We start from the raw sequence: 24,203 nt of genomic DNA, 5'->3' as shown, positions 1-24,203 counted from the left end.
CCGGGGGCCGCGCCCGCCTCTACCGCAGGGCGAACGCCCGCGGCCACGCCGCCGACGCACTGCGCCGCGCCGTCCGGCACCGGCTCGCCCCGGTGCTCGGCGTCCCGGTCGCCGCCGGCGAGCCCGACCCGGCCGCCCTCTGCGCGGCCGCCGCCGGCCGCCTCGGCCGCCCGTCCGCCGACCTGCAGGCGCTGCTGTACGGCGGTCCGCCCACCGACGACGCCGCGCTGCTGCGGCTCTCCGACGACCTCGACGCCCTGGAAAGGCAGGTACGACAGCCGTGACCGAGCAGCCCGCTGCCAGCACGACCCTCACCAAGACCGGCGCGCCCGCCGACGCCGCCCCCGGCCCCGCCGAGGTCGACGCCCGCACCGCGCTCACCGCGCTGCGCGACGAGATCGGCAAGGCCGTGGTCGGCCAGGACGCCGCCGTCACCGGCCTGGTCGTGGCCCTGCTCTGCGGCGGCCACGTACTGCTGGAGGGCGTCCCCGGCGTCGCCAAGACCCTGCTGGTCCGCACCCTCTCCACCGCGCTCAGCCTGGAGACCAAGCGCATCCAGTTCACGCCCGACCTGATGCCCGGCGACGTCACCGGCTCGCTGGTCTACGACGCCCGCACCGCCGAGTTCTCCTTCCAGGCCGGCCCGGTCTTCACCAACCTGCTGCTCGCCGACGAGATCAACCGGACCCCGCCGAAGACCCAGGCCTCGCTGCTGGAGGCCATGGAGGAGCGCCAGGTCACCGTCGACGGCGAGCCGCGCCCGCTGCCGGAGCCGTTCCTCGTCGCCGCCACCCAGAACCCGGTCGAGTACGAGGGCACCTACCCGCTGCCCGAGGCCCAGCTCGACCGCTTCCTGCTCAAGCTGGTCCTGCCGCTGCCGAGCCGCGACCAGGAGTACCAGGTGCTCGCCCGGCACGCGGCCGGTTTCGACCCGCGCGACCTGGCCGCCGCCGGCGTCCGCCCGGTCGCCGGCCCCGCCCACCTCGCCGCGGCCCGCGAGGAGATCGCCAAGGTCACTGTCGCGCCCGAGGTGCTCGCGTACATCGTCGACCTGTGCCGGGCGACCCGGCAGTCCCCGTCGCTGTCCATCGGCGTCTCCCCGCGCGGCGCGACCGCCCTGCTCGGCACCTCCCGCGCCTGGGCCTGGCTGGCCGGCCGCGACTACGTCACCCCCGACGACGTCAAGGCGCTCGCCCTGCCGACCCTGCGGCACCGCATCCAGCTGCGCGCCGAGGCCGAGATGGAGGGCACCACCGCCGACTCGGTGATCCAGGCGGTGCTGGCGCAGACGCCCGCCCCGCGCTGACCCGCCGACCGGCCCGCCCCCCAGCACACCCCGAGGAGCCCCTCCCATGGCCCTGACCGGCCGCACCGCCCTGCTCGCCGCGCTCGGCGCGCTCGCCGTCGGCCTGGTCGCCCCCTCCTGGGCGGGAATCGGCACCGTCACCCTGCTGCTCCTACTGGCCGTTGCCGCCGACCTGGTGCTCGCCGCGCCCGTCCGCTCCCTGCGGCTGACGCGCGACGGCGACACCCGGGTCCGGCTCGGCGACACCGCCCAGGTCCGACTCGCCGTCACCAACCCCTCCGGCAGGCCGCTGCGCGCCCTCGTCAGGGACGCCTGGGCACCGTCCGCCTGGCACCCCGGCACCTCGTGGGCGAACTCCCGGCACACCGTCACCGTCCCGGCCGGCGAACGCCGCCGGCTCACCACCGTCCTCGGCCCGACCCGGCGCGGCGACCACCACGCCCACCGGGTGACGGTGCGTTCGCTCGGGCCGCTCGGTCTGGCCGCCCGCCAGGGCGCCCACCAGGTGCCCTGGACGGTCCGCGCCCTGCCGCCCTTCGCCAGCCGCAAGCACCTGCCCTCCCGGCTCGCCCGGCTGCGCGAACTCGACGGCCGCACCTCGGTCCTGACCCGCGGCCAGGGCACCGAGTTCGACTCACTGCGCGAGTACCTGCCCGGCGACGACGTCCGCTCCATCGACTGGCGGGCGAGCGCCCGCCGCAACACCGTCGCCGTCCGCACCTGGCGCCCCGAACGCGACCGGCACATCCTGATCGTCCTCGACACCGGCCGCGGTTCCGCCGGCCGGGTCGGTGACGCCCCGCGCCTGGACGCCGCGCTCGACGCCGCCCTGCTGCTCACCGCCCTCGCCACCAAGGCGGGTGACCGCGTCGACCTGCTCGCCCACGACCGGGTCCGCCGCACCGCCGTGGTCGGCCGCTCCGCGGCCGAGGTGCTGCCGGCCTTCACCGATGCGATGACCGCCCTGGAGCCCGCCCTCGTCGAGACCGACCTGCGCGCGCTCACCGCCGCCGCCCTGCGGATGTCCCCGCACCGCTCGCTGATCGTGCTGCTGACCGGACTAGACGCGGGCGCCACCGAGGACGGACTGCTCCCCCAGCTGCCGCTGCTGACCAAGCGCCACGAGGTCGTGCTGGCCTCCGTCGCCGACCCCCGGCTGGACGAGCTGGCGACGGCCCGCGGCACCCTGGACGCCGTCTACGGCGCGGCCGCCGCCGAGCAGACCCGTGCCGACCGCCGCCACACCGCCGAGCGCCTCACCCGGCACGGCGTCACCGTCCTGGACGCGCCGCCCGCGGCGCTGCCCCCTGCCCTCGCGGACACCTACCTCGCCCTCAAGGCCGCCGGCCGGCTCTGACCGCCTCCCGCAGCCTCTCGGCGGTCTGCTCGTCGGCCGGCAGGAAGGCCTCCAGCATCAGTTCGGCGAGCGTCACATCGGCGGCCGTGGCGAACGTCGTCACCGTGGTGATCAACCGCAGCTCGCCGTCCCCGAACCGGAGCCGGAGCGGTACGGCGAAACCGAGCCCCTCGGGGTCCTCGCCACCGGCCGGAACGTACCCGGCGAGCTCCCGCTGCAGTGCGGCGAGCGTCTCGTCCCCGCCGAGCTCGGCCCTGCGCTCCAACCTCAGCAGGATGTGCCGCGACCACCCGGCGGGATTGGCGATCCGCGGCGCCATGCCCCGCGGGTGCAGCGCCAGCCGGTACACATTGGCACCCGGGGCGAAGAGCTCCGGCGCCGCACCCTCGGTCAGGACGGGGAACGCCTCGTTCGCCGCGACCAGGTTCCCGTGCCGGTCCACCACCACGGCAGGGTACGGGAGATGACCGGCCAGCACATGGCCGAGCGCCTCCCGGACGGGCGCCAGGTCGGGCGCCTGCAGACCGCTGTCGGCGAACTCCGGCGCATAACCGGCCGTCAGCAGCAGCGCATTGCTCTCCCGCAAGGAGAGCTCCAGCGACTCGGCGAGCCGCAGCACCATCCCCCGGCCCGGCGCCGAGCGACCGCTCTCCATGAAACTGACGTGCCGCTGGGTCGTGCCCGCCCGGATGGCCAGATCGAGCTGGCTCAGATGCCGGCGGGACCGGCGCTGGCGCAGTGCCTTCGGGAAGTCCATGCCCCGAGTCTCCGCACTCCGGCCGCGGACGTGCCATTCCCCACGGGGAATTGAGGCCGTTCCGCGCGTCGGGCCAACCTGGACGCATGCAGAACGACCACACCAGGATCGGCGTCCTCCTCCCGACCGGACAGGCCCAGTGGGGCGGGGGCACCGACCCGCGTGGCCTGATCACCTTCGCACTCCGCGCCGAGGAGCTCGGCTACGACTCGCTCTTCGCCAACGACTCGCTCCTCACCCCGCGGATCGAGACGCTGACCGTGCTGTCCGCGCTGGCCCCCGTCACCCGACACGCCTCCCTCGGCACCGGCGCCCTGCTGCCCTTCCTCCGCCGCCCGATCCAGGTCGGCCACGCCCTGGCCTCCCTCGACCTGCTCTCCGGCGGCCGGCTCCTGGTCGCCGTCGGCGCCGGATTCCCCGGCCGCTTCGGCCGCCCGCTGTACGAGCTCTCCGAGGTGCCGTGGGCGGACCGCTTCCGACGCCTCGACGAGACGGTCGCCCTCTGGCGCCGCCTCTGGGCGGCCGAAGCACCGTTCTCCTTCCACGGCGAGCTGCACCACTTCGACGACATCCCGCCCTCGGTCCGTCCGTACACCCCCGGCGGCCCGCCCGTCTGGCTCGGCGGCGCCACCCCCGCGGCCCTCGCCCGCACCGGTCGCCACTACGACGGCTGGCTGCCCTATCCGCCGGACCCGGCCGACTACCGCGAGGGTCTCACCGTGGTGCGCGACGCAGCCACCGCAGCCGGCCGCAGCCCTGACGCCGTGACGCCCGCCCTCTTCGTCTCCGTCCTCGTCGACGACGACCCCGCGCGAGCCCGCGCCCGCATGGACGCCTACGCCCGCAGCACCTACGGTCTCCCGCTCGACGAACTCCGGACGATCCAGGCCGTCCTCACCGGCCCCGCGCCCGAGGTCGCCGCCGGACTCCGCCGCTATCTCGACGCCGGCGCCCGCCACCTCGTCCTCCGCCTCGGCGGCCGGACGCTCACCGAGCAATCCGAGCAGCTGGAACGGATGGCCGACATGAGGCCGGCACTCGGCTGACCGTTCCGGCCCGGAAAATGCGAGAAGCCCCGCCCGGTGTCCCCGGGCGGGGCTTCTCTGAAGAATTGTTCGGCGGCGTCCTACTCTCCCACAGGGTCCCCCCTGCAGTACCATCGGCGCTACGAGGCTTAGCTTCCGGGTTCGGAATGTAACCGGGCGTTTCCCTCGCGCTATGACCACCGAAACACTATGAAACACATCGAACAACCGACACAGGGCCTGTTCGTGGTTTCAGAACCAACACAGTGGACGCGAGCAACTGAGGACAAGCCCTCGGCCTATTAGTACCGGTCAACTCCACCCATTACTGGGCTTCCATATCCGGCCTATCAACCCAGTCGTCTACTGGGAGCCTTACCCTCTCAAGGAGGTGGGAGTGCTCATCTCGAAGCAGGCTTCCCGCTTAGATGCTTTCAGCGGTTATCCCTCCCGAACGTAGCCAACCAGCCATGCCCTTGGCAGGACAACTGGCACACCAGAGGTTCGTCCGTCCCGGTCCTCTCGTACTAGGGACAGCCCTTCTCAACACTCCTACGCGCACAGCGGATAGGGACCGAACTGTCTCACGACGTTCTAAACCCAGCTCGCGTACCGCTTTAATGGGCGAACAGCCCAACCCTTGGGACCTACTCCAGCCCCAGGATGCGACGAGCCGACATCGAGGTGCCAAACCATCCCGTCGATATGGACTCTTGGGGAAGATCAGCCTGTTATCCCCGGGGTACCTTTTATCCGTTGAGCGACGGCGCTTCCACAAGCCACCGCCGGATCACTAGTCCCTACTTTCGTACCTGCTCGACCCGTCAGTCTCACAGTCAAGCTCCCTTGTGCACTTACACTCAACACCTGATTGCCAACCAGGCTGAGGGAACCTTTGGGCGCCTCCGTTACCCTTTAGGAGGCAACCGCCCCAGTTAAACTACCCACCAGACACTGTCCCTGATCCGGATCACGGACCCAGGTTAGACATCCAGCACGACCAGAGTGGTATTTCAACGGCGACTCCACAACAACTGGCGTTGCTGCTTCACAGTCTCCCACCTATCCTACACAAGCCGAACCGAACACCAATATCAAGCTATAGTAAAGGTCCCGGGGTCTTTCCGTCCTGCTGCGCGAAACGAGCATCTTTACTCGTAATGCAATTTCACCGGGCCTGTGGTTGAGACAGTCGAGAAGTCGTTACGCCATTCGTGCAGGTCGGAACTTACCCGACAAGGAATTTCGCTACCTTAGGATGGTTATAGTTACCACCGCCGTTTACTGGCGCTTAAGTTCTCAGCTTCGCCCGACCGAAATCGGACTAACCGGTCCCCTTAACGTTCCAGCACCGGGCAGGCGTCAGTCCGTATACATCGCCTTACGGCTTCGCACGGACCTGTGTTTTTAGTAAACAGTCGCTTCTCGCTGGTCTCTGCGGCCACCCCCAGCTCAGACCGTAAAGGTCATCACCAGGGCTGGCCCCCCTTCTCCCGAAGTTACGGGGGCATTTTGCCGAGTTCCTTAACCACAGTTCACCCGAACGCCTCGGTATTCTCTACCTGACCACCTGAGTCGGTTTGGGGTACGGGCCGCCATGAAACTCGCTAGAGGCTTTTCTCGACAGCATAGGATCATCCACTTCACCACAATCGGCTCGGCATCAGGTCTCAGACTACGTGCAGGGCGGATTTGCCTACCCTGCGTCCTACACCCTTACCCCGGGACAACCACCGCCCGGGCTGGACTACCTTCCTGCGTCACCCCATCGCTCACCTACTACCACCTTGGGCCACCGGCTCCACCACTCCCCTTCACCCGAAGGATCCAGGACGGCTTCACGGGCTTAGCATCAGAGGGTTCAGCGTTGGCGCTTCAAAGCGGGTACGGGAATATCAACCCGTTGTCCATCGACTACGCCTGTCGGCCTCGCCTTAGGTCCCGACTTACCCTGGGCAGATCAGCTTGACCCAGGAACCCTTGGTCAATCGGCGCAAGAGTTTCCCACTCTTGTATCGCTACTCATGCCTGCATTCTCACTCGTGAACCGTCCACGACTCGATTCCTCGGCCGCTTCACCCGGCACACGACGCTCCCCTACCCATCACAGCCTCCGTTGGGAGTATTGCTGCAATGACACGACTTCGGTGATGTGCTTGAGCCCCGCTACATTGTCGGCGCGGAATCACTTGACCAGTGAGCTATTACGCACTCTTTCAAGGGTGGCTGCTTCTAAGCCAACCTCCTGGTTGTCTCTGCGACTCCACATCCTTTCCCACTTAGCACACGCTTAGGGACCTTAGTCGGTGTTCTGGGCTGTTTCCCTCTCGACCATGGAGCTTATCCCCCACAGTCTCACTGCCGCGCTCTCACTTACCGGCATTCGGAGTTTGGCTAAGGTCAGTAACCCGGTGAGGCCCATCGCCTATCCAGTGCTCTACCTCCGGCAAGAAACACGCGACGCTGCACCTAAATGCATTTCGGGGAGAACCAGCTATCACGGAGTTTGATTGGCCTTTCACCCCTAACCACAGGTCATCCCCCAGGTTTTCAACCCTGGTGGGTTCGGTCCTCCACACGGTCTTACCCGCGCTTCAACCTGCCCATGGCTAGATCACTCCGCTTCGGGTCTTGGGCATGCAACTCAAACGCCCTATTCGGACTCGCTTTCGCTACGGCTACCCCACACGGGTTAACCTCGCTACACACCGCAAACTCGCAGGCTCATTCTTCAAAAGGCACGCAGTCACAGTCCGAAGACTGCCCCCACGGCTTGTAGGCACACGGTTTCAGGTACTATTTCACTCCGCTCCCGCGGTACTTTTCACCATTCCCTCACGGTACTATCCGCTATCGGTCACCAGGGAATATTTAGGCTTAGCGGGTGGTCCCGCCAGATTCACACGGGATTTCTCGGGCCCCGTGCTACTTGGGAGATGAGCAAGCAAGCCGCTGATGTTTCGTCTACGGGGGTCTTACCCTCTACGCCGGACCTTTCGCATGTCCTTCGACTACACCAACGGTTTCTGACTCGCCGACCGGCCGGCAGACCGATCAAGCTCATTCCCACAACCCCCCGAGCGCAACCCCTGCCGGGTCTCACACGCTCAAGGTTTAGCCTCATCCGGTTTCGCTCGCCACTACTCCCGGAATCACGGTTGTTTTCTCTTCCTGCGGGTACTGAGATGTTTCACTTCCCCGCGTTCCCTCCACTTACCCTATGTGTTCAGGTAAGGGTGACAGCCCATGACGACTGCCGGGTTTCCCCATTCGGACACCCCCGGATCAAAGCTCGGTTGACAGCTCCCCGGGGCCTATCGCGGCCTCCCACGTCCTTCATCGGTTCCTGGTGCCAAGGCATCCACCGTGCGCCCTTAAAAACTTGGCCACAGATGCTCGCGTCCACTGTGCAGTTCTCAAACAACGACCAGACACCCACCATCCACACCCGAGAGTGCATCAAGTGGAGCCGGCATCCACGAGGAAACCTTCGTTCCCTCAGGACCCAACAGCGTGCCCGACACAAGACCATCACCCATCGCGTTCCACGCCGAAGCAGTACTGACGAAAGCTCATGCCCTGTGCCGAATAGTCAACGTTCCACCCATGAGCTAGCACTCCGGAACACTCGTCCGAAGCTGCTGTGCGCTCCTTAGAAAGGAGGTGATCCAGCCGCACCTTCCGGTACGGCTACCTTGTTACGACTTCGTCCCAATCGCTGGTCCCACCTTCGACGGCTCCCTCCCAAGGGTTAGGCCACCGGCTTCGGGTGTTACCGACTTTCGTGACGTGACGGGCGGTGTGTACAAGGCCCGGGAACGTATTCACCGCAGCATGCTGATCTGCGATTACTAGCAACTCCAACTTCATGGGGTCGAGTTGCAGACCCCAATCCGAACTGAGACCGGCTTTTTGGGATTCGCTCCGCCTCACGGCATCGCAGCCCTTTGTACCGGCCATTGTAGCACGTGTGCAGCCCAAGACATAAGGGGCATGATGATTTGACGTCGTCCCCACCTTCCTCCGAGTTGACCCCGGCAGTCTCCTGTGAGTCCCCGACATTACTCGCTGGCAACACAGAACAAGGGTTGCGCTCGTTGCGGGACTTAACCCAACATCTCACGACACGAGCTGACGACAACCATGCACCACCTGTACACCGACCACAAGGGGGCTGATATCTCTACCAGTTTCCGGTGTATGTCAAGCCTTGGTAAGGTTCTTCGCGTTGCGTCGAATTAAGCCACATGCTCCGCTGCTTGTGCGGGCCCCCGTCAATTCCTTTGAGTTTTAGCCTTGCGGCCGTACTCCCCAGGCGGGGAACTTAATGCGTTAGCTGCGGCACCGACGACGTGGAATGTCGCCAACACCTAGTTCCCAACGTTTACGGCGTGGACTACCAGGGTATCTAATCCTGTTCGCTCCCCACGCTTTCGCTCCTCAGCGTCAGTAATGGCCCAGAGATCCGCCTTCGCCACCGGTGTTCCTCCTGATATCTGCGCATTTCACCGCTACACCAGGAATTCCGATCTCCCCTACCACACTCTAGCCTGCCCGTATCGAATGCAGACCCGGGGTTAAGCCCCGGGCTTTCACATCCGACGCGACAGGCCGCCTACGAGCTCTTTACGCCCAATAATTCCGGACAACGCTCGCACCCTACGTATTACCGCGGCTGCTGGCACGTAGTTAGCCGGTGCTTCTTCTGCAGGTACCGTCACTTGCGCTTCTTCCCTGCTGAAAGAGGTTTACAACCCGAAGGCCGTCATCCCTCACGCGGCGTCGCTGCATCAGGCTTTCGCCCATTGTGCAATATTCCCCACTGCTGCCTCCCGTAGGAGTCTGGGCCGTGTCTCAGTCCCAGTGTGGCCGGTCGCCCTCTCAGGCCGGCTACCCGTCGTCGCCTTGGTAGGCCATTACCCCACCAACAAGCTGATAGGCCGCGGGCTCATCCTGCACCGCCGGAGCTTTCCACCAACCCCCATGCAGAGGAAGGTCGTATCCGGTATTAGACCCCGTTTCCAGGGCTTGTCCCAGAGTGCAGGGCAGATTGCCCACGTGTTACTCACCCGTTCGCCACTGATCCACCCCGAAGGGCTTCACCGTTCGACTTGCATGTGTTAAGCACGCCGCCAGCGTTCGTCCTGAGCCAGGATCAAACTCTCCGTGAATGATTACCCGTCATCGGGTGCACACTCGCGTTGAGCGGCACGGCAACCACCGGAATAGGCGGCCCCGCGCACTGCGTCCTCGCTGTGTTATTTCAAAAGGAATCTCCAACCGATCGATTGCCCGACCGGCCGGGGATGTCAACATATCTGGCGTTGACTTTTGGCACGCTGTTGAGTTCTCAAGGAACGGACACTTCCTTCGGACCGCCTTCCAGCGGACCCTCCGGGCGTTTCGCTCTTTCGTGTTTCCAGCTTATCAGATCTGCACCCGGCCGTTTTACCGGCCGTTTGTTTCTCGGATTCCCGCTGGGGGGATTTCCTTCGACTTCGCACAGAAGCTTATCAAAAGCTTCGGAGTGCTCAGTCCCGGGATTTGTCTTCGCCGGGTGGCGGTCCGAACGGACGCTCTGCCCTGGCTCGACGGTGTCGTAGACACTACGCCTGGATGCGGCCGTTGTCCAGCCGCTCCCAACCGTTCAAACCTACTAGCCCGCCAGATCCACGTCAATGGTCTTCGGGATGATCAAGAGCGTACCAGGCGCGGGACGGGTCTCAGGCCGCGACAGGCTGGAGGTCGGTGCGGTCGGCGGCCTCCACGTCGCCGACCTCGCCGGAAGCGGCGGCGCGGCGGCCGAGCACCAGGGCGTACAGCAGGAAGAGCACCTCGACGACGGCGCCGATGGAGATCCGGGCCCAGGTGGGCAGGCCGGAGGGCGTCACGAAGGCCTCGATGGCACCGGTCACCATGAGCACCACGGCCAGGCCGATGGCCATGCCGATGGCCGCCCTGCCCTCCTCGGCCAGGGCGGCGGCGCGGGTGCGGCGGCCGGGGTCGACGATCGTCCAGCCCAGGCGCAGGCCGACGCCGGCCGCCACGAAGACGGCGGTGAGTTCCAGCAGGCCGTGCGGGAGCAGCAGGCCGAGGAAGAGGTCGAGGCGTCCGGCGGAGGACATCAGGCCGAGGCCGATGCCCAGGTTCATCACGTTGCCGAAGAGCACCCACAGCACGGGGATGCCCAGGAGGACGCCGAAGACCAGGCACTGGGCGGCGACCCAGGCGTTGTTGGTCCACACCTGGAAGGCGAAGGAGGTCGCCGGGTGCTCGGAGTAGTAGGCCTCGAAGCCACCGCCGGGGCGGGTCATCTCGCGGAGCTGCTCGGGCGCGCCGAGGCTGGCGCGGACCTCGGGGTGGCTGGAGACCCACCAGGCGATGAGGGCGCTGAGCAGCAGGGAGAGGACGCCGACGGGGATCCACCACCAGCGGGCGCGGTACAGGGCGGCCGGGAAGCTGACGGTGAAGTAGCGGCCGGCGTCCCGCCAGGAGGAGGTGCGGGCCCCGGTCACGGCACTGCGGCCGCGGGCCACGAGGGTGGTGAGGCGGCCCTCCAGGACGGGGTCGGGGGCGGTCGTCTGGACCTGGGCGAGGTGGCCGGTGGCGCGCTGGTAGAGCGCGATGAGTTCGTCGGCCTCGGCGCCGCTCGGCCTGCGCCGCCGGCTCAGGGTTTCCAGTCGGCGCCACTCCTCCTGGTGCGAGGCGACGAAGACGTCCAGGTCCATGCGGCTCACTTCCACGGGGCGGCGAGGGCGGGGGCTGGCCTAGCTTGCCAGAGGCGGGCGGCCGTATGTTTGGCCGCCGGGGATCACGAACGGAACGGATGGGGGGACGCGGTGAGCGACCTGGTGACGGGCGAGGCCGTCGTCCTGGGGCTGCGGGCGGCGAAGGTGCCCAGTCGGGCGCTGGCTATCGCCCTGGACCTGGCCGTGGAGACGGTGGCGCTGATGGTCACCGGCACGGTGGTGCTCGCCGCGCAGCCGGCGCTGGACGAGGCGGCCGCCGCGGCGGTGGTGCTCGGCCTGAGCGTGTTCTTCCTGCTGGGGCTGCCCGTGCTGGTCGAGACGCTGTCGCACGGACGCTCGCTCGGCAAGCTGGCGCTCGGTCTGCGGGTGGTACGGACGGACGGCGGACCGGTGCGCTTCCGGCACACCCTGGTGCGGGGGCTCGTCGCGGTGCTGGAGATCCAGATGACCTTGGGCGCGGTGGCCGTGATCAGCTCTCTCGTCTCTCCGCAGGGACGGCGGCTGGGTGACGTCTTCGCGGGCACCCTGGTGGTCCGGGAGCGGCTGCCGCAGGCGGCGCGGGCACAGTCGGCGGTGCCGCAGACGCCGCCGGCGCTGCTGCACGCGATCGGCGAGCAGTTGGTGGCGCTGGACTTCTCGGCGGTGCCGGACGGCCTGTGGCTGGCGGTGCGGCAGTTCCTGGGCCGGCTCGGCCAGCTCGACCCGGCGGTGGCCGCGGGGATGGCGGAGCGGCTCGCGGCCGACTTCGCCGGGCGGACGGGCCGCGCCGTGCCGTACGGCGTGCACCCGGCCGCCTACCTGTCCGCCGTCCTCACCGAGCGGCATCGGCGCGCGTGGGAGCGGGCGGGCGAGGCGGCCCGTCGTCAGCAGGCCTTCGCCCCCGCTCCCCCGGCACCGGCACCGGCTCCTCCCGCTCCCGGGGCCCAGCAGGCCCCGTACTCGCCCCACCCGCAGCCGGTGCCCCCGACGCCCCCGACTCCGCAGGTGCCCCAGGCACCCCAGGCGCCGTCGACGGGCTTCGCCCCGCCGGCCTGATCGTGACTGATCGGGGCTGACCGGCCGGGCGCCGGCCTCAGCCGGTGAACCGGTCCGGCCAGGTGTTGGGCGGGGACTCCAGCTCCTCCAGCTCGATACCGGGTGCGGAGAGCACGACGTCTCCGGCGATGTGGACGGTCCGCTGTTCGCCGGTGGCGAGGTCGGCGACCGTGTAGCGCTCGACGAGCAGTGGCCCGCTGTCGGTCTCGTGCGTGTCGACGCCGGCCAGCTGCCAGCCCTGGTCGACGGTGCGCGGGGCGAGGACGGGCTCGGTGAGCGCCACCAGCCGTACCCGCATGCTCGCCCCGGCCTCCAGGCGCAGCATCCGGGCGGTGGCGACCAGGAAGGCCGGTGAGGTGCCGGTGAAGCCGTGGGCCCGGTCGTGGCCCTCCACCGCGCTGTCCCCGGCCGGGTCGTCGGCGGCGGCGCGGACCCAGGCCACACCGTCGACCGCACCGCCGCGGACCTGCCAGCCGCCCGCCCGGAGTTCCATGCGCAGCGGACGGCAGCGGGAGTCCAGGGTGAGGTCGGTGGCGGCGAGGACGCTGCCGTCGGGCGCGTAGGTCTTGGAGACGTACCGCCAGCCGGCCGGTCCCGGGGCGCAGCTGAAGCGTTCCTCGCCGATCAGCGCGGGGCCGTGGCCGGCGGGGCCGGTGTCGGTGTGCAGGGAGTAGCGGCCGTTGGGCATGGCCCGAAGCCTACGTGCAACCCCTTCCGGTCCGTCCGGCCGTGGAGACGGCCGTGCGCCCGGTGCCGGGAGGCACCGGGCGCACGTCGTGGTGCGGGCGGCCGACCGGGGTCGGCGCGGGCCGGGATCAGTAGCGGTACTGCTCCGGCTTGTAGGGGCCCTCGACCGGGACGCCGATGTAGTCGGCCTGCTCCTGGGTGAGAGTGGTGAGCTTGACGCCGAGGGCGTCGAGGTGGAGGCGGGCGACCTTCTCGTCCAGGTGCTTCGGCAGGACGTACACGCCGATCGGGTACTGGGCGGTCTTGGTGAACAGCTCGATCTGCGCGATGGTCTGGTTCGCGAACGAGTTGGACATCACGAAGGACGGGTGGCCGGTCGCGTTGCCGAGGTTCAGCAGGCGGCCCTCGGAGAGCACGATGATGGTGCGGCCGTCGGCCTTGCGCCACTCGTGGACCTGCGGCTTGACCTCGGTCTTCACCACGCCGGGGAGCTGGGCGAGGCCGGCCATGTCGATCTCGTTGTCGAAGTGGCCGATGTTGCCGACGATGGCCTGGTGCTTCATCCGCTCCATGTGGGAGGCGAGGATGATGTCCTTGTTGCCGGTGGTGGTGATGAAGATGTCGGCGGTGTCGACGACGTCGTCCAGGGTGGCGACCTGGTAGCCGTCCATCGCGGCCTGCAGCGCGCAGATCGGGTCGATCTCGGTGACGATGACGCGGGCGCCCTGGCCGCGGAGCGACTCGGCGCAGCCCTTGCCGACGTCGCCGTAGCCGCAGACGACCGCGACCTTGCCGCCGATCAGGACGTCGGTGGCGCGGTTGATGCCGTCGATCAGCGAGTGGCGGCAGCCGTACTTGTTGTCGAACTTCGACTTGGTGACCGAGTCGTTGACGTTGATGGCCGGGAACAGCAGCTTGCCGTCGCGGTGCATCTCGTACAGGCGGTGGACGCCGGTGGTGGTCTCCTCGGTGACGCCCTTGATGGTGGAGGCCATCTCGGTCCACTTGGCGGGGGACTCGGTGAGCGTGCGGTTGAGCAGCTCGAGGATGATCCGGTACTCGTCGTTGTCGGCGGTGGACGGGTCCGGGGCCTCGCCGGCCTTCTCGAACTCGACGCCCTTGTGGATCAGCAGGGTGGCGTCGCCGCCGTCGTCGAGGATCATGTTCGGGGTCTGGCCGTTCGGCCAGGTGAGCGCCTGCTCGGTGCACCACCAGTACTCCTCCAGGGTCTCGCCCTTCCAGGCGAAGACCGGGACGCCGGCGGGGGCCTCGACGGTGCCCTCGGGGCCGACCGCGATCGCGGCGGCGGCGTGGTCCTGGGTGGAGAAGATGTTGCAGGAGGCCCAGCGGACCTCGGCGCCGAGCGCGGTGAGCGTCTCGATGAGAACGGCGGTCTGCACGGTCATGTGCAGCGAGCCGGTGATCCGGGCGCCGGCCAGCGGCTGGGAGGCCGCGTACTCCTTGCGGATCGACATCAGGCCGGGCATCTCGTGCTCGGCGAGCTGGATCTCCTTGCGGCCGAACGGCGCCAGGGAGAGGTCGGCGACCTTGAAGTCACCGGTGGGAAGGGACGACATGCGGGATGCTCCTCGCTGCGTGGGGCCTGTGTACGGGTGTGCTTGGCCGCAGAGCGGCCATCGGTCGGCACTCTGCTGCGCGGCACAATCCGTCGGAGGACCTCTCTCCCTCGACCGGGGCGCCGGCCCCGATCGACCGCCATCAGCAGCGACGTTTGGCTCTGGGGACGAATCTACACCGAGCCGCCTGCCGGGCGGCCGGGCCACGAGCAAGCCGGCCACGGTTTTCGGCCGCCCCGCGCCTTCGGTGCGCGGGGCGGCCGGGGTGTCGGACCGTCAGTGCCGGTCGGGGCCGGGGCCGCCCGGGGTGGCCTCCGGGTCGGGGCCGGCGGCGGCCTTCTCGGCGCTGTAGATGTCGGGCTCCAGGTAGATGGCGCGGGCGATCGGGACTGCGCGGCGCACCCGGGCCTCGGCGGCGTCGATCGCGGCGGCGACCTGGGCGGCGGTGTCCTCGGCGTTGACCGCGATCTTCGCGGCGATCAGCAGCTCCTCCGGGCCGACGTGCAGGGTGCGCATGTGGATCACGTCGGTCACGGTGTCGTGGTCGACCAGGGCGTCGCGGATCTCGGCGACGACCTCCTTGTCGGCGGACTCGCCGATCAGCAGCGACTTGGTCTCGGACGCGAGCACCAGCGCGATGACGATCAGCAGCAGGCCGATGCACAGGCTGCCGATGCCGTCCCAGACGCCGTTGCCGGTGACCACGGTCAGCGAGACGCCGAGCAGGGCGAGCACCAGGCCGATCAGGGCGCCGCTGTCCTCCAGCAGCACGATCGGCAGCTCGGGGGCCTTGGCCCGGCGGATGTACTCGGACCAGCCGAGCGCGCCCTTGGCCTTGGCGGACTCCTGGAAGGCCGTCCAGAAGGACCAGCCCTCCATCACGACGGCGAAGACCAGGACGCCGACCGCCCAGCCCCAGTCCCTTAGCTCGTGCGGGTGGATGATCTTCTCGACGCCCTCGTAGGCCGCGAACATGCCACCGAGGCTGAACAGCACGATCGACACCAGGAAGCCGTAGACGTAGCGCTCGCGGCCGTACCCGAAGGGGTGCTGCTCGCTGGCCTCGCGGGTGGACCGCTTGCCGCCGATCAGCAGCAGCACCTGGTTGCCGGAGTCGGCGACCGAGTGGACACCCTCGGCCAGCATCGACGAGGACCCGGTGAAGGCGAAGGCGGTGAACTTGCCGACCGCGATCGCCAGGTTCGCGGACAGCGCCGCGACCAGTGCCTTGGTGCCGCCTTCGGTGCTCATGCTGTGGTCCGGTCCCTCCGACTGGGCCTCTACGGCCGGTGGCTCAGCTGTCGACCGCACACAGTATCCCGCCCCGACCGGAAGGCTGATCTCCGGTCAGGGCGGGGCGGCGGTCCGTCAGCGGGCCAGGCCGAGGTAGACGGCGGCGAAGTCGGTCGGGCCGGTGAGCTCGGCGAGCGCCTGCAGCGGGTCGTCGTGGGCGCTGCTGTACTCGGTGAGCCGCACGTCGTGGGCGTCGGCCAGCCGGCGGGCGCGGGAGACCGCGAAGCCCGGGTCGGCGTCCTCGGGGCGGCCGGGCGCGTAGCGCAGCAGCACCACCTGCAGCTGCAGCGGCTCCGGCTCGTCGACGCGGTCGCGGAAGAAGTCGTCGGGGTCGGCGCCCGCGCCGAGGTGGCCGACGAACATGCCGCGGTGTTCGGTCAGGGTCCGCGGCAGCGGACCGGGAAGCGCGGGCAGGCCGGCCCGGTCGGCGAGCATCGCGGCGAAGCGCGTCGCGGCGGCGTTCGACACCGGACCGTCGGCCCAGACCAGCGGCACCGTGCCGGAGAGCTGGGCGGCCAGGCCCTTGGCGGGGTTGAGGTAGGCGGCCGAGTCGGGGCGGCAGCGGACGGCCACCTCGTCGAGGCGGTCCGCGACGCCCTGCAGGGAGCCGGCCAGGAGCTGGGCGGCGCCGACCCGGTCGGCGAGGGCGATCAGCGGGGCGAGGTGCGCCCAGAGCGCGGCCGGGTCCTCGGCCGGCAGGTCGGGCTCGTCCTCGCGGTCCTCGGACGGTTCGACCGCGCTCGGCGCGAACGGCAGCGGCAGGGCCCGGACCTGCAGCGCCGCCTCGGCGAGCGGGCTGCCGGGCGGGGCGGTGACGGCGATCGCGCAGCCCCGGGCGTACGCCTGCTCGGCGAGCCGGACCAGGCCGGCCTCGGTGCCGGCGGCGCTGCTGACGACCAGCAGGTCGAGCGGGCCGACCCAGCCGGGCAGCTGCCAGACCAGACCGGCGGCCAGTGAGTCGGGGGTGCCCGGGCGGGACTCCGACGGGCCGAGCGGCACCACCTGGCAGGCGGTCACGGCCACCGCGGCGAGCACCTCGGCCGCGGTCAGAGCGCTGCCGTGCCCGGCGACCAGCACGGTGCGCGGCCGGCCCTCGGGCCGCAGCGAGGCCAGCCCGGCCTCGTCGGCGAGCCGGACGGCGGTGCGGATCCGGGCGCCCGCCCCGGCCAGGGCCAGCAGGGCGTGCTGCCGGTCGGCGCGCTGCAGGGCGGCCGGATCGTCGAGCAGGGTGTCGTCGAGCATGCGGCCGGCCTCCAGCGGGCTCACCGGGCGGGGGTCAGGAGGGGCGGCGGGCCTCGTCGACCAGCAGGACGGGGATCTCGTCGCGCACGGGGTAGATCAGGCCGCAGGTGTCACCGGTGCACCGCAGCTCCGGCTCGTCGCGGTCGGAGCTCTCGGCGAGCGGCGCGTGGCACTGCGGGCAGACCAGGATCTCCAGCAGGAAGGACGGCAGGCTCATGGACGTCGGGCTCCAGATTCGTGCGGTGTGCGGTGCGGCCGTGCCCGGCCGGTAGCCACACTACCGGCCGTGGCGGGGCTGCCGTCAGATCATCGGGCGCCCGGTCGCCGACGCGCCGGTGGGCCCGGTCAGGGGCTCTCGCTCAGCTGTCCGGGGAGCGCAGGACGCGCAGGTGGCCGCGGCGGCCGATCTCGCCCGACTCGGTGTCGCCGGGACCGCCCTGACGCGGTGTGCGTTCCTGCGGGCGGGCCGCCTCGCGGACGGCGTTGGCGAGCGCTTCGAGGTCGTCGCTGGTGCGGCGGACGGGGCCGGCGTCGGCGGCGAGGCGGACGACCTCCCAGCCGCGAGGCGCGGTCAGCCGCTCGGCGTGCTCGGCGCACAGGTCGTAGCAGTGCGGTTCGGCGTAGGTCGCGAGCGGGCCCAGCACGGCGGTGGAGTCCGCGTAGACGTACGTCAGCGTCGCCACGGCCGGCCGGCCGCACGCGGTCCGCGAACAACGACGTACAGAGCTCACGAGGGTGGACGGTACAGCACTCCCGGGCGGGCCGCGACGACCCACCCCCGCCGGGCGTTCCGTGTCGTCGCCGCACGGGCCACGGGGTGGTCCACTTCCGCCCGGTCAGGGACTACGCTCGACACTGATATGGACAGCCCCACACCTCCGTCACCGGCCGGTGGGCAGCGCCGAGCGCGCCACCGGGACCGGCACGGCCGCGGCCTGCGCGGACCGCTCGCACCGCCGCAGGTGCCGATCTCGCTGACCCGTTCCGAGCTGTTCGACGACTACGTCCGCGAGTCGGTGGAGCGGCTGGAGCGGCGGTGGCCGCAGCTGGTGGACGTGGAGTTCGCCGTCCAGGAGGTGCCGCTGCCCGGGCAGGAGGAGCCCGCCCCGGACGGCGTGCCGCTCGGCCGGGTCGTCCCCGCCGCGCAGGGCCGCAAGAGCCGGATCGTTTTGTACCGCCGCCCGATCGAGATCCGCGCGAAGTCACGCGAGGACCGGGCGGCGCTCGTCCACGAGGTCCTCATCGAGCAGGTGGCCGAACTGCTCGGGCTGTCGCCCGACGCCATCGACCCCCGCTACGACGAGGACTGACCGCCCCTCCGCTCAGCGCAGCACCAGACCGGGGTCGTTCTGCGCGTACGGCACGGTGACCGTGCTGTGGTCGTCCCGGAAGCCCTGCACCGTGAACATCGGAATGTCCTTCTGCGGCAGCGCGAGCATCCGGGCCGCCACCACCGGGCCGCCGGAGACCGTCTCCGCGGTGATCCCGTACGAGCCGTTCAGGCCGGCCGGCTCCAGGTTCTGGACGACGACCGTGCTGCCGGCCGGGACGTCGACCTCCTTGGTCGCCGGGGTGCCGCCGCCGGTACCCGCGGACGCGGTGAGCCGGACCTTCGCCGTACCGGAGCCCGTCGCGGTCAGGTAGACGGTGGTGGCACCGCCGCCGCGGTTGTCCGCCAGGCTGGCGCGCTTGCCGACCGGGCCGGCCGCGCTGATCCAGGCCGCGTCGGCCTTGCCGTTGTTCGACCGGTCGACCCGGACGGTGGCGATCACCGGCGTCGAGTGGGCGGGGTCGCTCGGGCTGAGCCGGATCGCGCCGGCCTCGTTGTGGTTGAACGGGCCGAGGTCCAGCGCGGCGACCATGCCCGCCTTGACGTGCAGGCTCTCCTTGCCGGCCGGGGTGAACCAGCCGTTCTTGCCGGAGATCTGGATCTTCAGGTCGGCGTCGTCGTCGGCCGGGGCGGCGACGATCAGCCGGGCCGACGCCAGCTCGGCCGGCAGACCGGGCAGCACCTGCACGGGGGCGGGCACGGCGGAGGCGGCCACCCAGTCGCCGCCCTTGCCCTCGTCGGAGACGTTCAGCGCGGCACCGACCCGGCCGTCGCGCACCACCACGTGCACGGCGAGGTCCGGCTCCACCGCCGAGGGCAGCAGGGACTTCAGCCGCACCCGCTGGGAGCTGCCGGGAGCCATGGTGATGCCGTTGGCCGCCTCGACGTCGATCGCGCCCTTCGCACCGACCAGCCGGATGTCGACCGTCGCGGGTGCGGAGTCGGCGTTGACCAGGTTGACGTAGTCGTCGCGGCCCTGGGCGGTGCTGGCGCCGGCGAACCAGAAGTCGGTACCGGAGGGCGCACAGTCCAGGCCGTACAGGCCGGCCCGGGCCTGGTCCAGGTAGGTGGTGGTCTGCGAGAGGCTGAAGCCGGGGGCGAAGCCGCCCGTGGCGGTGGCCACCGTGCCGGGCGCGGTGTCGCCGGGCGCGCCTCGGCCGGTGACCGGCACGCCCGGCTTGGCCAGCGTCAGCCGGGCGCCCGCGGCCGGGGCCGCGGAGGCACCGGCCGAGGGCTTGGCCGAGGCACTGCCGGAGGGGCTCGCCGACGGGCTCCCGGACGGCGCGGCCGAGGGCTTCGCCGCGGCGCCCGCGGTCGGCACCACGTCGGAGAGCGAGGCGCTGCCGCCCTCCGCCTTGCCGGCGGCCGGGTCGAACAGCGTCAGGTCGGTGGTGGCGAACAGGCCCTGGTGCGGCGGCGGGCAGACCAGCGTGCTGCGCTCCACCTGCGCGGTGGTGGCACCGCCGGCCGTGCCGGCCGTGGACGGGTCGGCCGGCGGGCGCAGTTCGGCGATCCCGAAGACCACGCCGAGCACGGCCACCGCCGCCAGCAGCGACCGGCCGGTGCGGCTGCCGCCGGGCAGGCCGTCGAAGCTCGGCTTCTTGATCTCGGGCAGGCTCGGCTTCTTGAGGCCGGCGGCCTTGATGCTGGGCTTCTTCATCGCGGGTCAGTTCCCCGTTCCGTGGTGGTGCGGGTGACCGCCGTTGTCGTATCCGTCCTGGTGGACGCCGTCGGGGTCGTAGTACGGCTCGCCGGTCTGCTGGCCCGGCACCCAGGGCTGCTGCTCCTGCGGGTAGCCCTGGTACTGCTGCCCGTCGTAGCCGTAGGGCGCGTACGGGTCGGCGTACTGGGTGCCCTCGTATCCGGGCTGCGGCTGCTGGTAGCCGTCGTAGCCGCCCTGCTCGTACCCCTGCTGCTGGTCGTAGCCCTGCTGCTCGTACCCCTGCGGGTAGCCCTGCTGCTCGTAACCCTGCTGCTGGTCGTACCCCTGCTGCTGCTCGTAGCCCTCCTGCTCGTACGGGGCGGGGTGGCCGCCGCCGTGGCCGTTCGGCTCCTCGGCGTCCTGCTGGTCCCAGCCGTAGGCGTCCTGGAAGCCGTTCTGGTACGGGTCGGCCTGGTAGGGGTCCGCGTAGGGCTCGTCGGTGCCCGGGCCGTCGGCGCCGCCCTGCTGCGGGATGCCCGCGTAGACGCCGGTGTCGGTCTCGGTGCCCTCGGTCTCGCCGCGCTCGGCCATCCTGCGGGCGCGGCGGCTGCCGGGTGCGGGCGGCTCGGCGGCGGCGGCGAGCGCCTGGGCGGCCACCACGTCCTCCGGCAGGTCGTCGTCCTTGGTGCTGCGCCGGCCGGGCAGTGCCATGACGAGCACGACCGCGCCGAGCAGCAACTGTCCGGCGATCCAGCCGGTGTGCGGGAGGCTGCCGGCGCGGGTGACCTCCAGCCGGCCGCCCTGTGCGGGCAGCTTGAAGGACTGGGCCCAGTCGCCGTCCAGGGTGGCGGGCTCCAGCTCCCGGCCGTCCAGGGTGGCCTGCCACTCGGGGTCGGCCTGCTCGGCGAGGCGGAGCACGCGCCCGGCCGGGCCGTCCGGGAGGTCGGTGACGATGTCGTGGGCGCCGGCCGGCAGCGGCGTGGTGCCGCCGCCCTTGGGCGCCACGACGACCGCGCGGGTGGCGGGGGCGCCGGTGACCTGCCAGATGGCGATGCCGTTGTCGCGGCTCAGCCGGGACAGGCCGGGGGTGGTGTCGAGCACGTCGCGGACCTTGGCGGTCAGCGGGTCCTTCACCTCGACGTAGGCGATGCCGTAGTCGGCGAGCGCCTTGGCCTGGTCGCCGCCGGAGCCTGCCAGCAGGCGCCCGGTGAGCCCGGTCAGGCCCCCGGTGGCGGCGGCGTCGACGGTGGCCTCGGCCTGGCCGAGGGTCAGCCCGGCGTCGCGGACCAGCGCGTAGCCGACGGCGCTGCCGTCCGCCTTGCCGGTCAGCACCAGGGTGCGGGAGCGGTCGGTGGTGCCGGCCTGCTCGGCGATGAAGGCGGGCAGCTGGGACTCGCGGGTGCGCTCCAGCGGGCCGTCGGCGCCGGCGACCGCCCACCACACGGCAGTGCCGAGCGGGGCGAGCACGGCGCTGGCCAGGACGAGCGCGGCGACCGGCTGCCGCCAGCCGAAGGCGATGCCGGAGACACGGGCGTTGGCGCCGTCGGCGCCGATCGCGGCGGCGGCGAGCAGGGCGACACCGGTCAGCAGAGTGGCCGGGCCGGCCCAGGCGGCGGTGCCGGGGCCGCCGGACGCCGGGGTGACGGTGGTGCCGGCGACCGCGACGGCGAAGACCAGGCCTGCACCGGCCGCGCCCCAGGCGGCGAGCACCGCGCGGCGCCGGTCGGCGCGCAGCAGCGCGGCGAGCGCGGCGAGCACGACGCCCGCGGAGAGCCAGACCGGCGGGGTGCCGGAGCCGCCGGGGTTGGCGAGCAGCAGGCCGAGCGGGGTGGCGGCGGGGCCGCTGAAGACGGGGACGCCGGCCTCCAGCAGCAGTCGCGAGGGGTGCGTCAGCACCTGCAGCGACCAGGGGGCGAGCACCAGGACGGGCACGCCGAGGATGACCAGCACGCGCAGGCCGAGCAGCCGCAGTGCGCTGCCGCCGGAGCCGAAGGCGCCGCCGCGCAGCACCGCGTGGACGAGCGCGGCGAGGCACAGCGGCACCGCGATCGCCCAGGCCAGCGGGACGAAGGCGGTGGAGAGGGTGAGCATGAAAACGGTCATCCAGACCGGCCGCCAGCCGGGCCGGGCGCCCTTGGCGGCGCTCTCGGAGCGGATGCCGAGGCCGGCCGCGATCGCCGCGGCGCGGGCCAGCGGCGGCAGCAGGACGGCGAAGACGGCGGTGCCGATCCGGCCCTGGGCGATCGCGCCGGTGGCGGCGGGCAGCAGCGCGTAGGTGGCGCTGGCCCAGGCGCGGACGATCTTGGACTCGATGAGCGGCCGGGAGACCAGGTACGCGCTGACGGCGGCGAGCGGCACCGACAGCACGACGATCAGGGTGAGCGCCAGGTTGGCGCTGCCGAAGAGCAGCCCGGAGAGCACGGAGAGCACGGCCAGGTACGGCGGGGTCGCGGCGGTGGAGCCGGTGCCGACGGGGTGCCAGGAGTCGGCGTACGTGTGCCACAGCCCGGCCAGGCCGTCGGAGGCCGGGAGCAGGGCGCCGCCGGAGAGGTCGCCGGTGCCGAGCAGGCTGCGGCAGGCGGCCAGGGCGAACACCAGCAGGGCGGCGAAGAGGACCGGCGCCGGGCGCCGGACGAGCTTCTTCAGCAGGACGAACTGCTCGACGACCAGGTCGTCGGCGTCGTCGTCGCCCGGTCCGGACTCGACCGAGCCGTGCCGGCCGGCGCCGTAGTCGTCGGTGCGGCCGATGCCGAGCGAGGAGATCGCCGTCTCGACGGCGAGCCGGGCGGTGGCGCCGGGGGCCGGGAAGAGGCTGCGGTCGTCGAGCGCGTCGGCGGAGCGGGTGCGCTTGCGGCGTTTGCGGGCGAGCAGCAGCCGGGGCAGCCGGATGAGCTCGTGGTTGAGGCCGGCGAGTTCGTCGAACGCCTGCCGGGGGTCCTTGCCGACGAGGTTGGCGAACACCCGCAGCAGGGTGCCGAGGATCATCCGGAGCAGCACGTAGGGAAAGAGCGCGCCACGGGAGTTGGCGAGCAGGGTGTAGACGGCGCCGGCCTTGTCGACCCGGTGCGGGTGCTCCGGACCGCAGTCGATGGCGCGCCGCTCGCGGCTGGCGGCCTCGGCGTGCCGCAGCACGGCGTCGGGGGCGACGACGACCCGGTGGCCGGCGGCGTTGACCCGCCAGCAGAAGTCGACGTCGTCGCGCATCAGCGGCAGCGCCTTGTCGAAGCCGCCGAGCTCCTCGAAGACATCGCGCCGCACCAGCATGCCGGCGGTGGAGACGGCGAGCACCGGGCGGACCTGGTCGTGCTGGCCCTGGTCCTGCTCGCGGCGGTCGAGGCCCGTCCAGCGGCGGCCGGAGCGGGCGATGGTGACGCCGACCTCCAGCAGCTGCCGGCGGTCGTACCAGCTGCGCAGCTTGGGGCCGACCACGGCGGCGGACGGGGTGGAGTCGGCGACCTGGAGGAGCCGGCGCAGCGCGTCGGTCTGCGGCTCGCAGTCGTCGTGCAGCAGCCAGAGCCACTCGGTGGGGTGGACCTCGCGCGGGCCGGTGCGGCCGAGGCCGTCGTCCTGCCGGCCCAGCGGATCGTCGTAGTCGTCCCAGCCGCCGGTGACGGGGTCGTAGCCGGAGGGGTCGAGGCTGTAGGGGAGGTCCTCGGGACGCAGCGGCGGGCTGTTGAAGACGGCCTGGGCAACGGCGTTGCCGAAGCCGGAGCGGCGGCCGAGGACGAGCGGGCCGCTCTCCGGCAGCCAGTCGCCGAGGGTGTCCTGGAGCAGCTGCGGCGAGTCGTCGGTGGAGCCGGTGTCGACGGCGAGGATGCGCTGGACCGGCCGGTCCTGGCCGAGCAGGCCGGCGAGGGCCTGCGGCAGCCAGCGGGCACCGTCGTGCGAGACGATCACGGCGGTGACGAGGTGCCGCGGGTACGCGGGCGGCCGGGCAGCGGAGAAGCCGCTCTGGTGGCTGTAGACAGTCATCGAGTTCGCGGGCCCCAGGGGTTCTTCGGCGGACGCAGCCTTCGGCGGACGCAGCCGGTGGACGACGACGGGTGGTGCGCGCGCCGTCCGGTGGGACCCGGTCCACCGGGGTGGCCGGTGCCCGCGGGGCGGGCGGCGGTGCGCGGGCGCCGGATGACGAGCATCCGGATGGCGCACCACACTAACGGCTCCGCCTCGCGGGGGCGCCGCCGGTACAGGGGAAGGGCAGGC

The 24,203-nt window shown here is 71.0% G+C and carries 15 protein-coding genes, 3 rRNA genes and 1 pseudogene; 6 read left to right on the top strand and 13 right to left on the bottom strand.

All coding sequences use genetic code 11. The annotated features are described in order from the left end of the window. The 3 genes and pseudogenes from KSNIM_RS23465 to KSNIM_RS23455 all read left to right on the top strand — a co-directional run. Positions 1 to 284, top strand: a pseudogene (locus tag KSNIM_RS23465) (DUF4350 domain-containing protein); the annotation flags it as partial. Continuing rightward, entirely contained in the window at positions 281 to 1,306 is a 1,026-nt protein-coding gene (locus KSNIM_RS23460; RefSeq protein WP_411543760.1) for an AAA family ATPase, read from the top strand. The pseudogene KSNIM_RS23465 and the gene KSNIM_RS23460, both read left to right, overlap by 4 nt. Positions 1,307 to 1,352: 46 nt before the next feature. Further along, the gene (locus KSNIM_RS23455; protein ID WP_263105135.1) at positions 1,353 to 2,663 is read left to right on the top strand and encodes a DUF58 domain-containing protein; all 1,311 of its coding nucleotides are present in this window, start codon (positions 1,353 to 1,355) and stop codon (positions 2,661 to 2,663) included. Here the strand turns inward: KSNIM_RS23455 and KSNIM_RS23450 are convergent. Then, positions 2,641 to 3,420: a helix-turn-helix transcriptional regulator gene (locus KSNIM_RS23450; protein ID WP_263105134.1), complete on the bottom strand. Its 780-nt coding sequence runs from the start codon at positions 3,418 to 3,420 to the stop codon at positions 2,641 to 2,643. The two genes, KSNIM_RS23455 and KSNIM_RS23450, sit on opposite strands and share 23 nt — an antisense overlap. 86 nt (positions 3,421 to 3,506) lie before the next feature. Between KSNIM_RS23450 and KSNIM_RS23445 the strand changes: the two genes are divergently transcribed. Beyond that, positions 3,507 to 4,466 carry an LLM class flavin-dependent oxidoreductase gene (locus KSNIM_RS23445; protein ID WP_263105133.1) on the top strand — a complete coding sequence of 320 codons (960 nt, stop codon included), beginning with the start codon at positions 3,507 to 3,509 and terminating at the stop codon, positions 4,464 to 4,466. Positions 4,467 to 4,533: 67 nt separating this feature from the next. On the opposite strand, the gene rrf is transcribed toward KSNIM_RS23445, so the two are convergent. From rrf to KSNIM_RS23425, 4 genes are all read right to left on the bottom strand, one after another. Continuing rightward, a 5S ribosomal RNA gene (rrf, locus tag KSNIM_RS23440) occupies positions 4,534 to 4,650 on the bottom strand. A gap of 77 nt (positions 4,651 to 4,727) precedes the next feature. Further along, positions 4,728 to 7,833: ribosomal RNA gene (locus KSNIM_RS23435) — 23S ribosomal RNA — on the bottom strand. Positions 7,834 to 8,101: 268 nt separating this feature from the next. Further along, positions 8,102 to 9,616 (bottom strand): 16S ribosomal RNA (locus tag KSNIM_RS23430). Together the 16S, 23S and 5S rRNA genes form the textbook arrangement of a ribosomal RNA operon. A gap of 552 nt (positions 9,617 to 10,168) precedes the next feature. After that, positions 10,169 to 11,173 (bottom strand): stage II sporulation protein M, encoded by a 1,005-nt coding sequence (locus KSNIM_RS23425; protein ID WP_263105132.1) that lies wholly within the window; start codon positions 11,171 to 11,173, stop codon positions 10,169 to 10,171. Between the two features lie 111 nt (positions 11,174 to 11,284). Between KSNIM_RS23425 and KSNIM_RS23420 the strand changes: the two genes are divergently transcribed. Next, on the top strand, positions 11,285 to 12,229 hold the full coding sequence (locus KSNIM_RS23420; RefSeq protein ID WP_263105131.1) for an RDD family protein: 945 nt from the start codon (positions 11,285 to 11,287) through the stop codon (positions 12,227 to 12,229). Between the two features lie 37 nt (positions 12,230 to 12,266). On the opposite strand, the gene KSNIM_RS23415 is transcribed toward KSNIM_RS23420, so the two are convergent. The 6 genes from KSNIM_RS23415 to KSNIM_RS23390 form a co-directional block, all read right to left on the bottom strand. Further along, positions 12,267 to 12,917 carry a hypothetical protein gene (locus tag KSNIM_RS23415; protein ID WP_263105130.1) on the bottom strand — a complete coding sequence of 217 codons (651 nt, stop codon included), beginning with the start codon at positions 12,915 to 12,917 and terminating at the stop codon, positions 12,267 to 12,269. Between the two features lie 127 nt (positions 12,918 to 13,044). Further along, the gene (ahcY, locus tag KSNIM_RS23410; RefSeq protein ID WP_263105129.1) at positions 13,045 to 14,493 is read right to left on the bottom strand and encodes an adenosylhomocysteinase; all 1,449 of its coding nucleotides are present in this window, start codon (positions 14,491 to 14,493) and stop codon (positions 13,045 to 13,047) included. A 276-nt stretch (positions 14,494 to 14,769) separates the two neighbouring features. Next, entirely contained in the window at positions 14,770 to 15,744 is a 975-nt protein-coding gene (locus tag KSNIM_RS23405; protein ID WP_263105128.1) for a cation diffusion facilitator family transporter, read from the bottom strand. A 117-nt stretch (positions 15,745 to 15,861) separates the two neighbouring features. Continuing rightward, the gene (locus KSNIM_RS23400) at positions 15,862 to 17,028 is read right to left on the bottom strand and encodes an SIS domain-containing protein (RefSeq protein ID WP_263105127.1); all 1,167 of its coding nucleotides are present in this window, start codon (positions 17,026 to 17,028) and stop codon (positions 15,862 to 15,864) included. Between the two features lie 34 nt (positions 17,029 to 17,062). Beyond that, positions 17,063 to 17,245, bottom strand: a complete 183-nt coding sequence (locus KSNIM_RS23395) for a Trm112 family protein (RefSeq protein WP_263105126.1) — start codon at positions 17,243 to 17,245, stop codon at positions 17,063 to 17,065. A 142-nt stretch (positions 17,246 to 17,387) separates the two neighbouring features. Further along, positions 17,388 to 17,804, bottom strand: coding sequence for a DUF3499 domain-containing protein (locus KSNIM_RS23390; protein WP_263105125.1), 417 nt, complete (start codon positions 17,802 to 17,804; stop codon positions 17,388 to 17,390). A gap of 84 nt (positions 17,805 to 17,888) precedes the next feature. Between KSNIM_RS23390 and KSNIM_RS23385 the strand changes: the two genes are divergently transcribed. Beyond that, positions 17,889 to 18,338 carry a metallopeptidase family protein gene (locus KSNIM_RS23385; RefSeq protein WP_263105124.1) on the top strand — a complete coding sequence of 150 codons (450 nt, stop codon included), beginning with the start codon at positions 17,889 to 17,891 and terminating at the stop codon, positions 18,336 to 18,338. Positions 18,339 to 18,350: 12 nt separating this feature from the next. On the opposite strand, the gene KSNIM_RS23380 is transcribed toward KSNIM_RS23385, so the two are convergent. Together KSNIM_RS23380 and KSNIM_RS23375 are read right to left on the bottom strand one after the other, a co-directional pair. Next, positions 18,351 to 20,018: a DUF5719 family protein gene (locus tag KSNIM_RS23380; RefSeq protein WP_263105123.1), complete on the bottom strand. Its 1,668-nt coding sequence runs from the start codon at positions 20,016 to 20,018 to the stop codon at positions 18,351 to 18,353. Between the two features lie 6 nt (positions 20,019 to 20,024). Continuing rightward, positions 20,025 to 23,972, bottom strand: coding sequence for a glycosyltransferase family 2 protein (locus KSNIM_RS23375; RefSeq protein ID WP_263105122.1), 3,948 nt, complete (start codon positions 23,970 to 23,972; stop codon positions 20,025 to 20,027). Between the last annotated feature and the right edge of the window lie 231 nt (positions 23,973 to 24,203).

The organism is Kitasatospora sp. DSM 101779 (assembly GCF_025655475.1).
Taxonomy (GTDB): domain Bacteria; phylum Actinomycetota; class Actinomycetes; order Streptomycetales; family Streptomycetaceae; genus Kitasatospora.
Note: the sequence above shows the minus strand (reverse complement) of the source record. Positions and strands in the feature narration are given on the sequence as shown.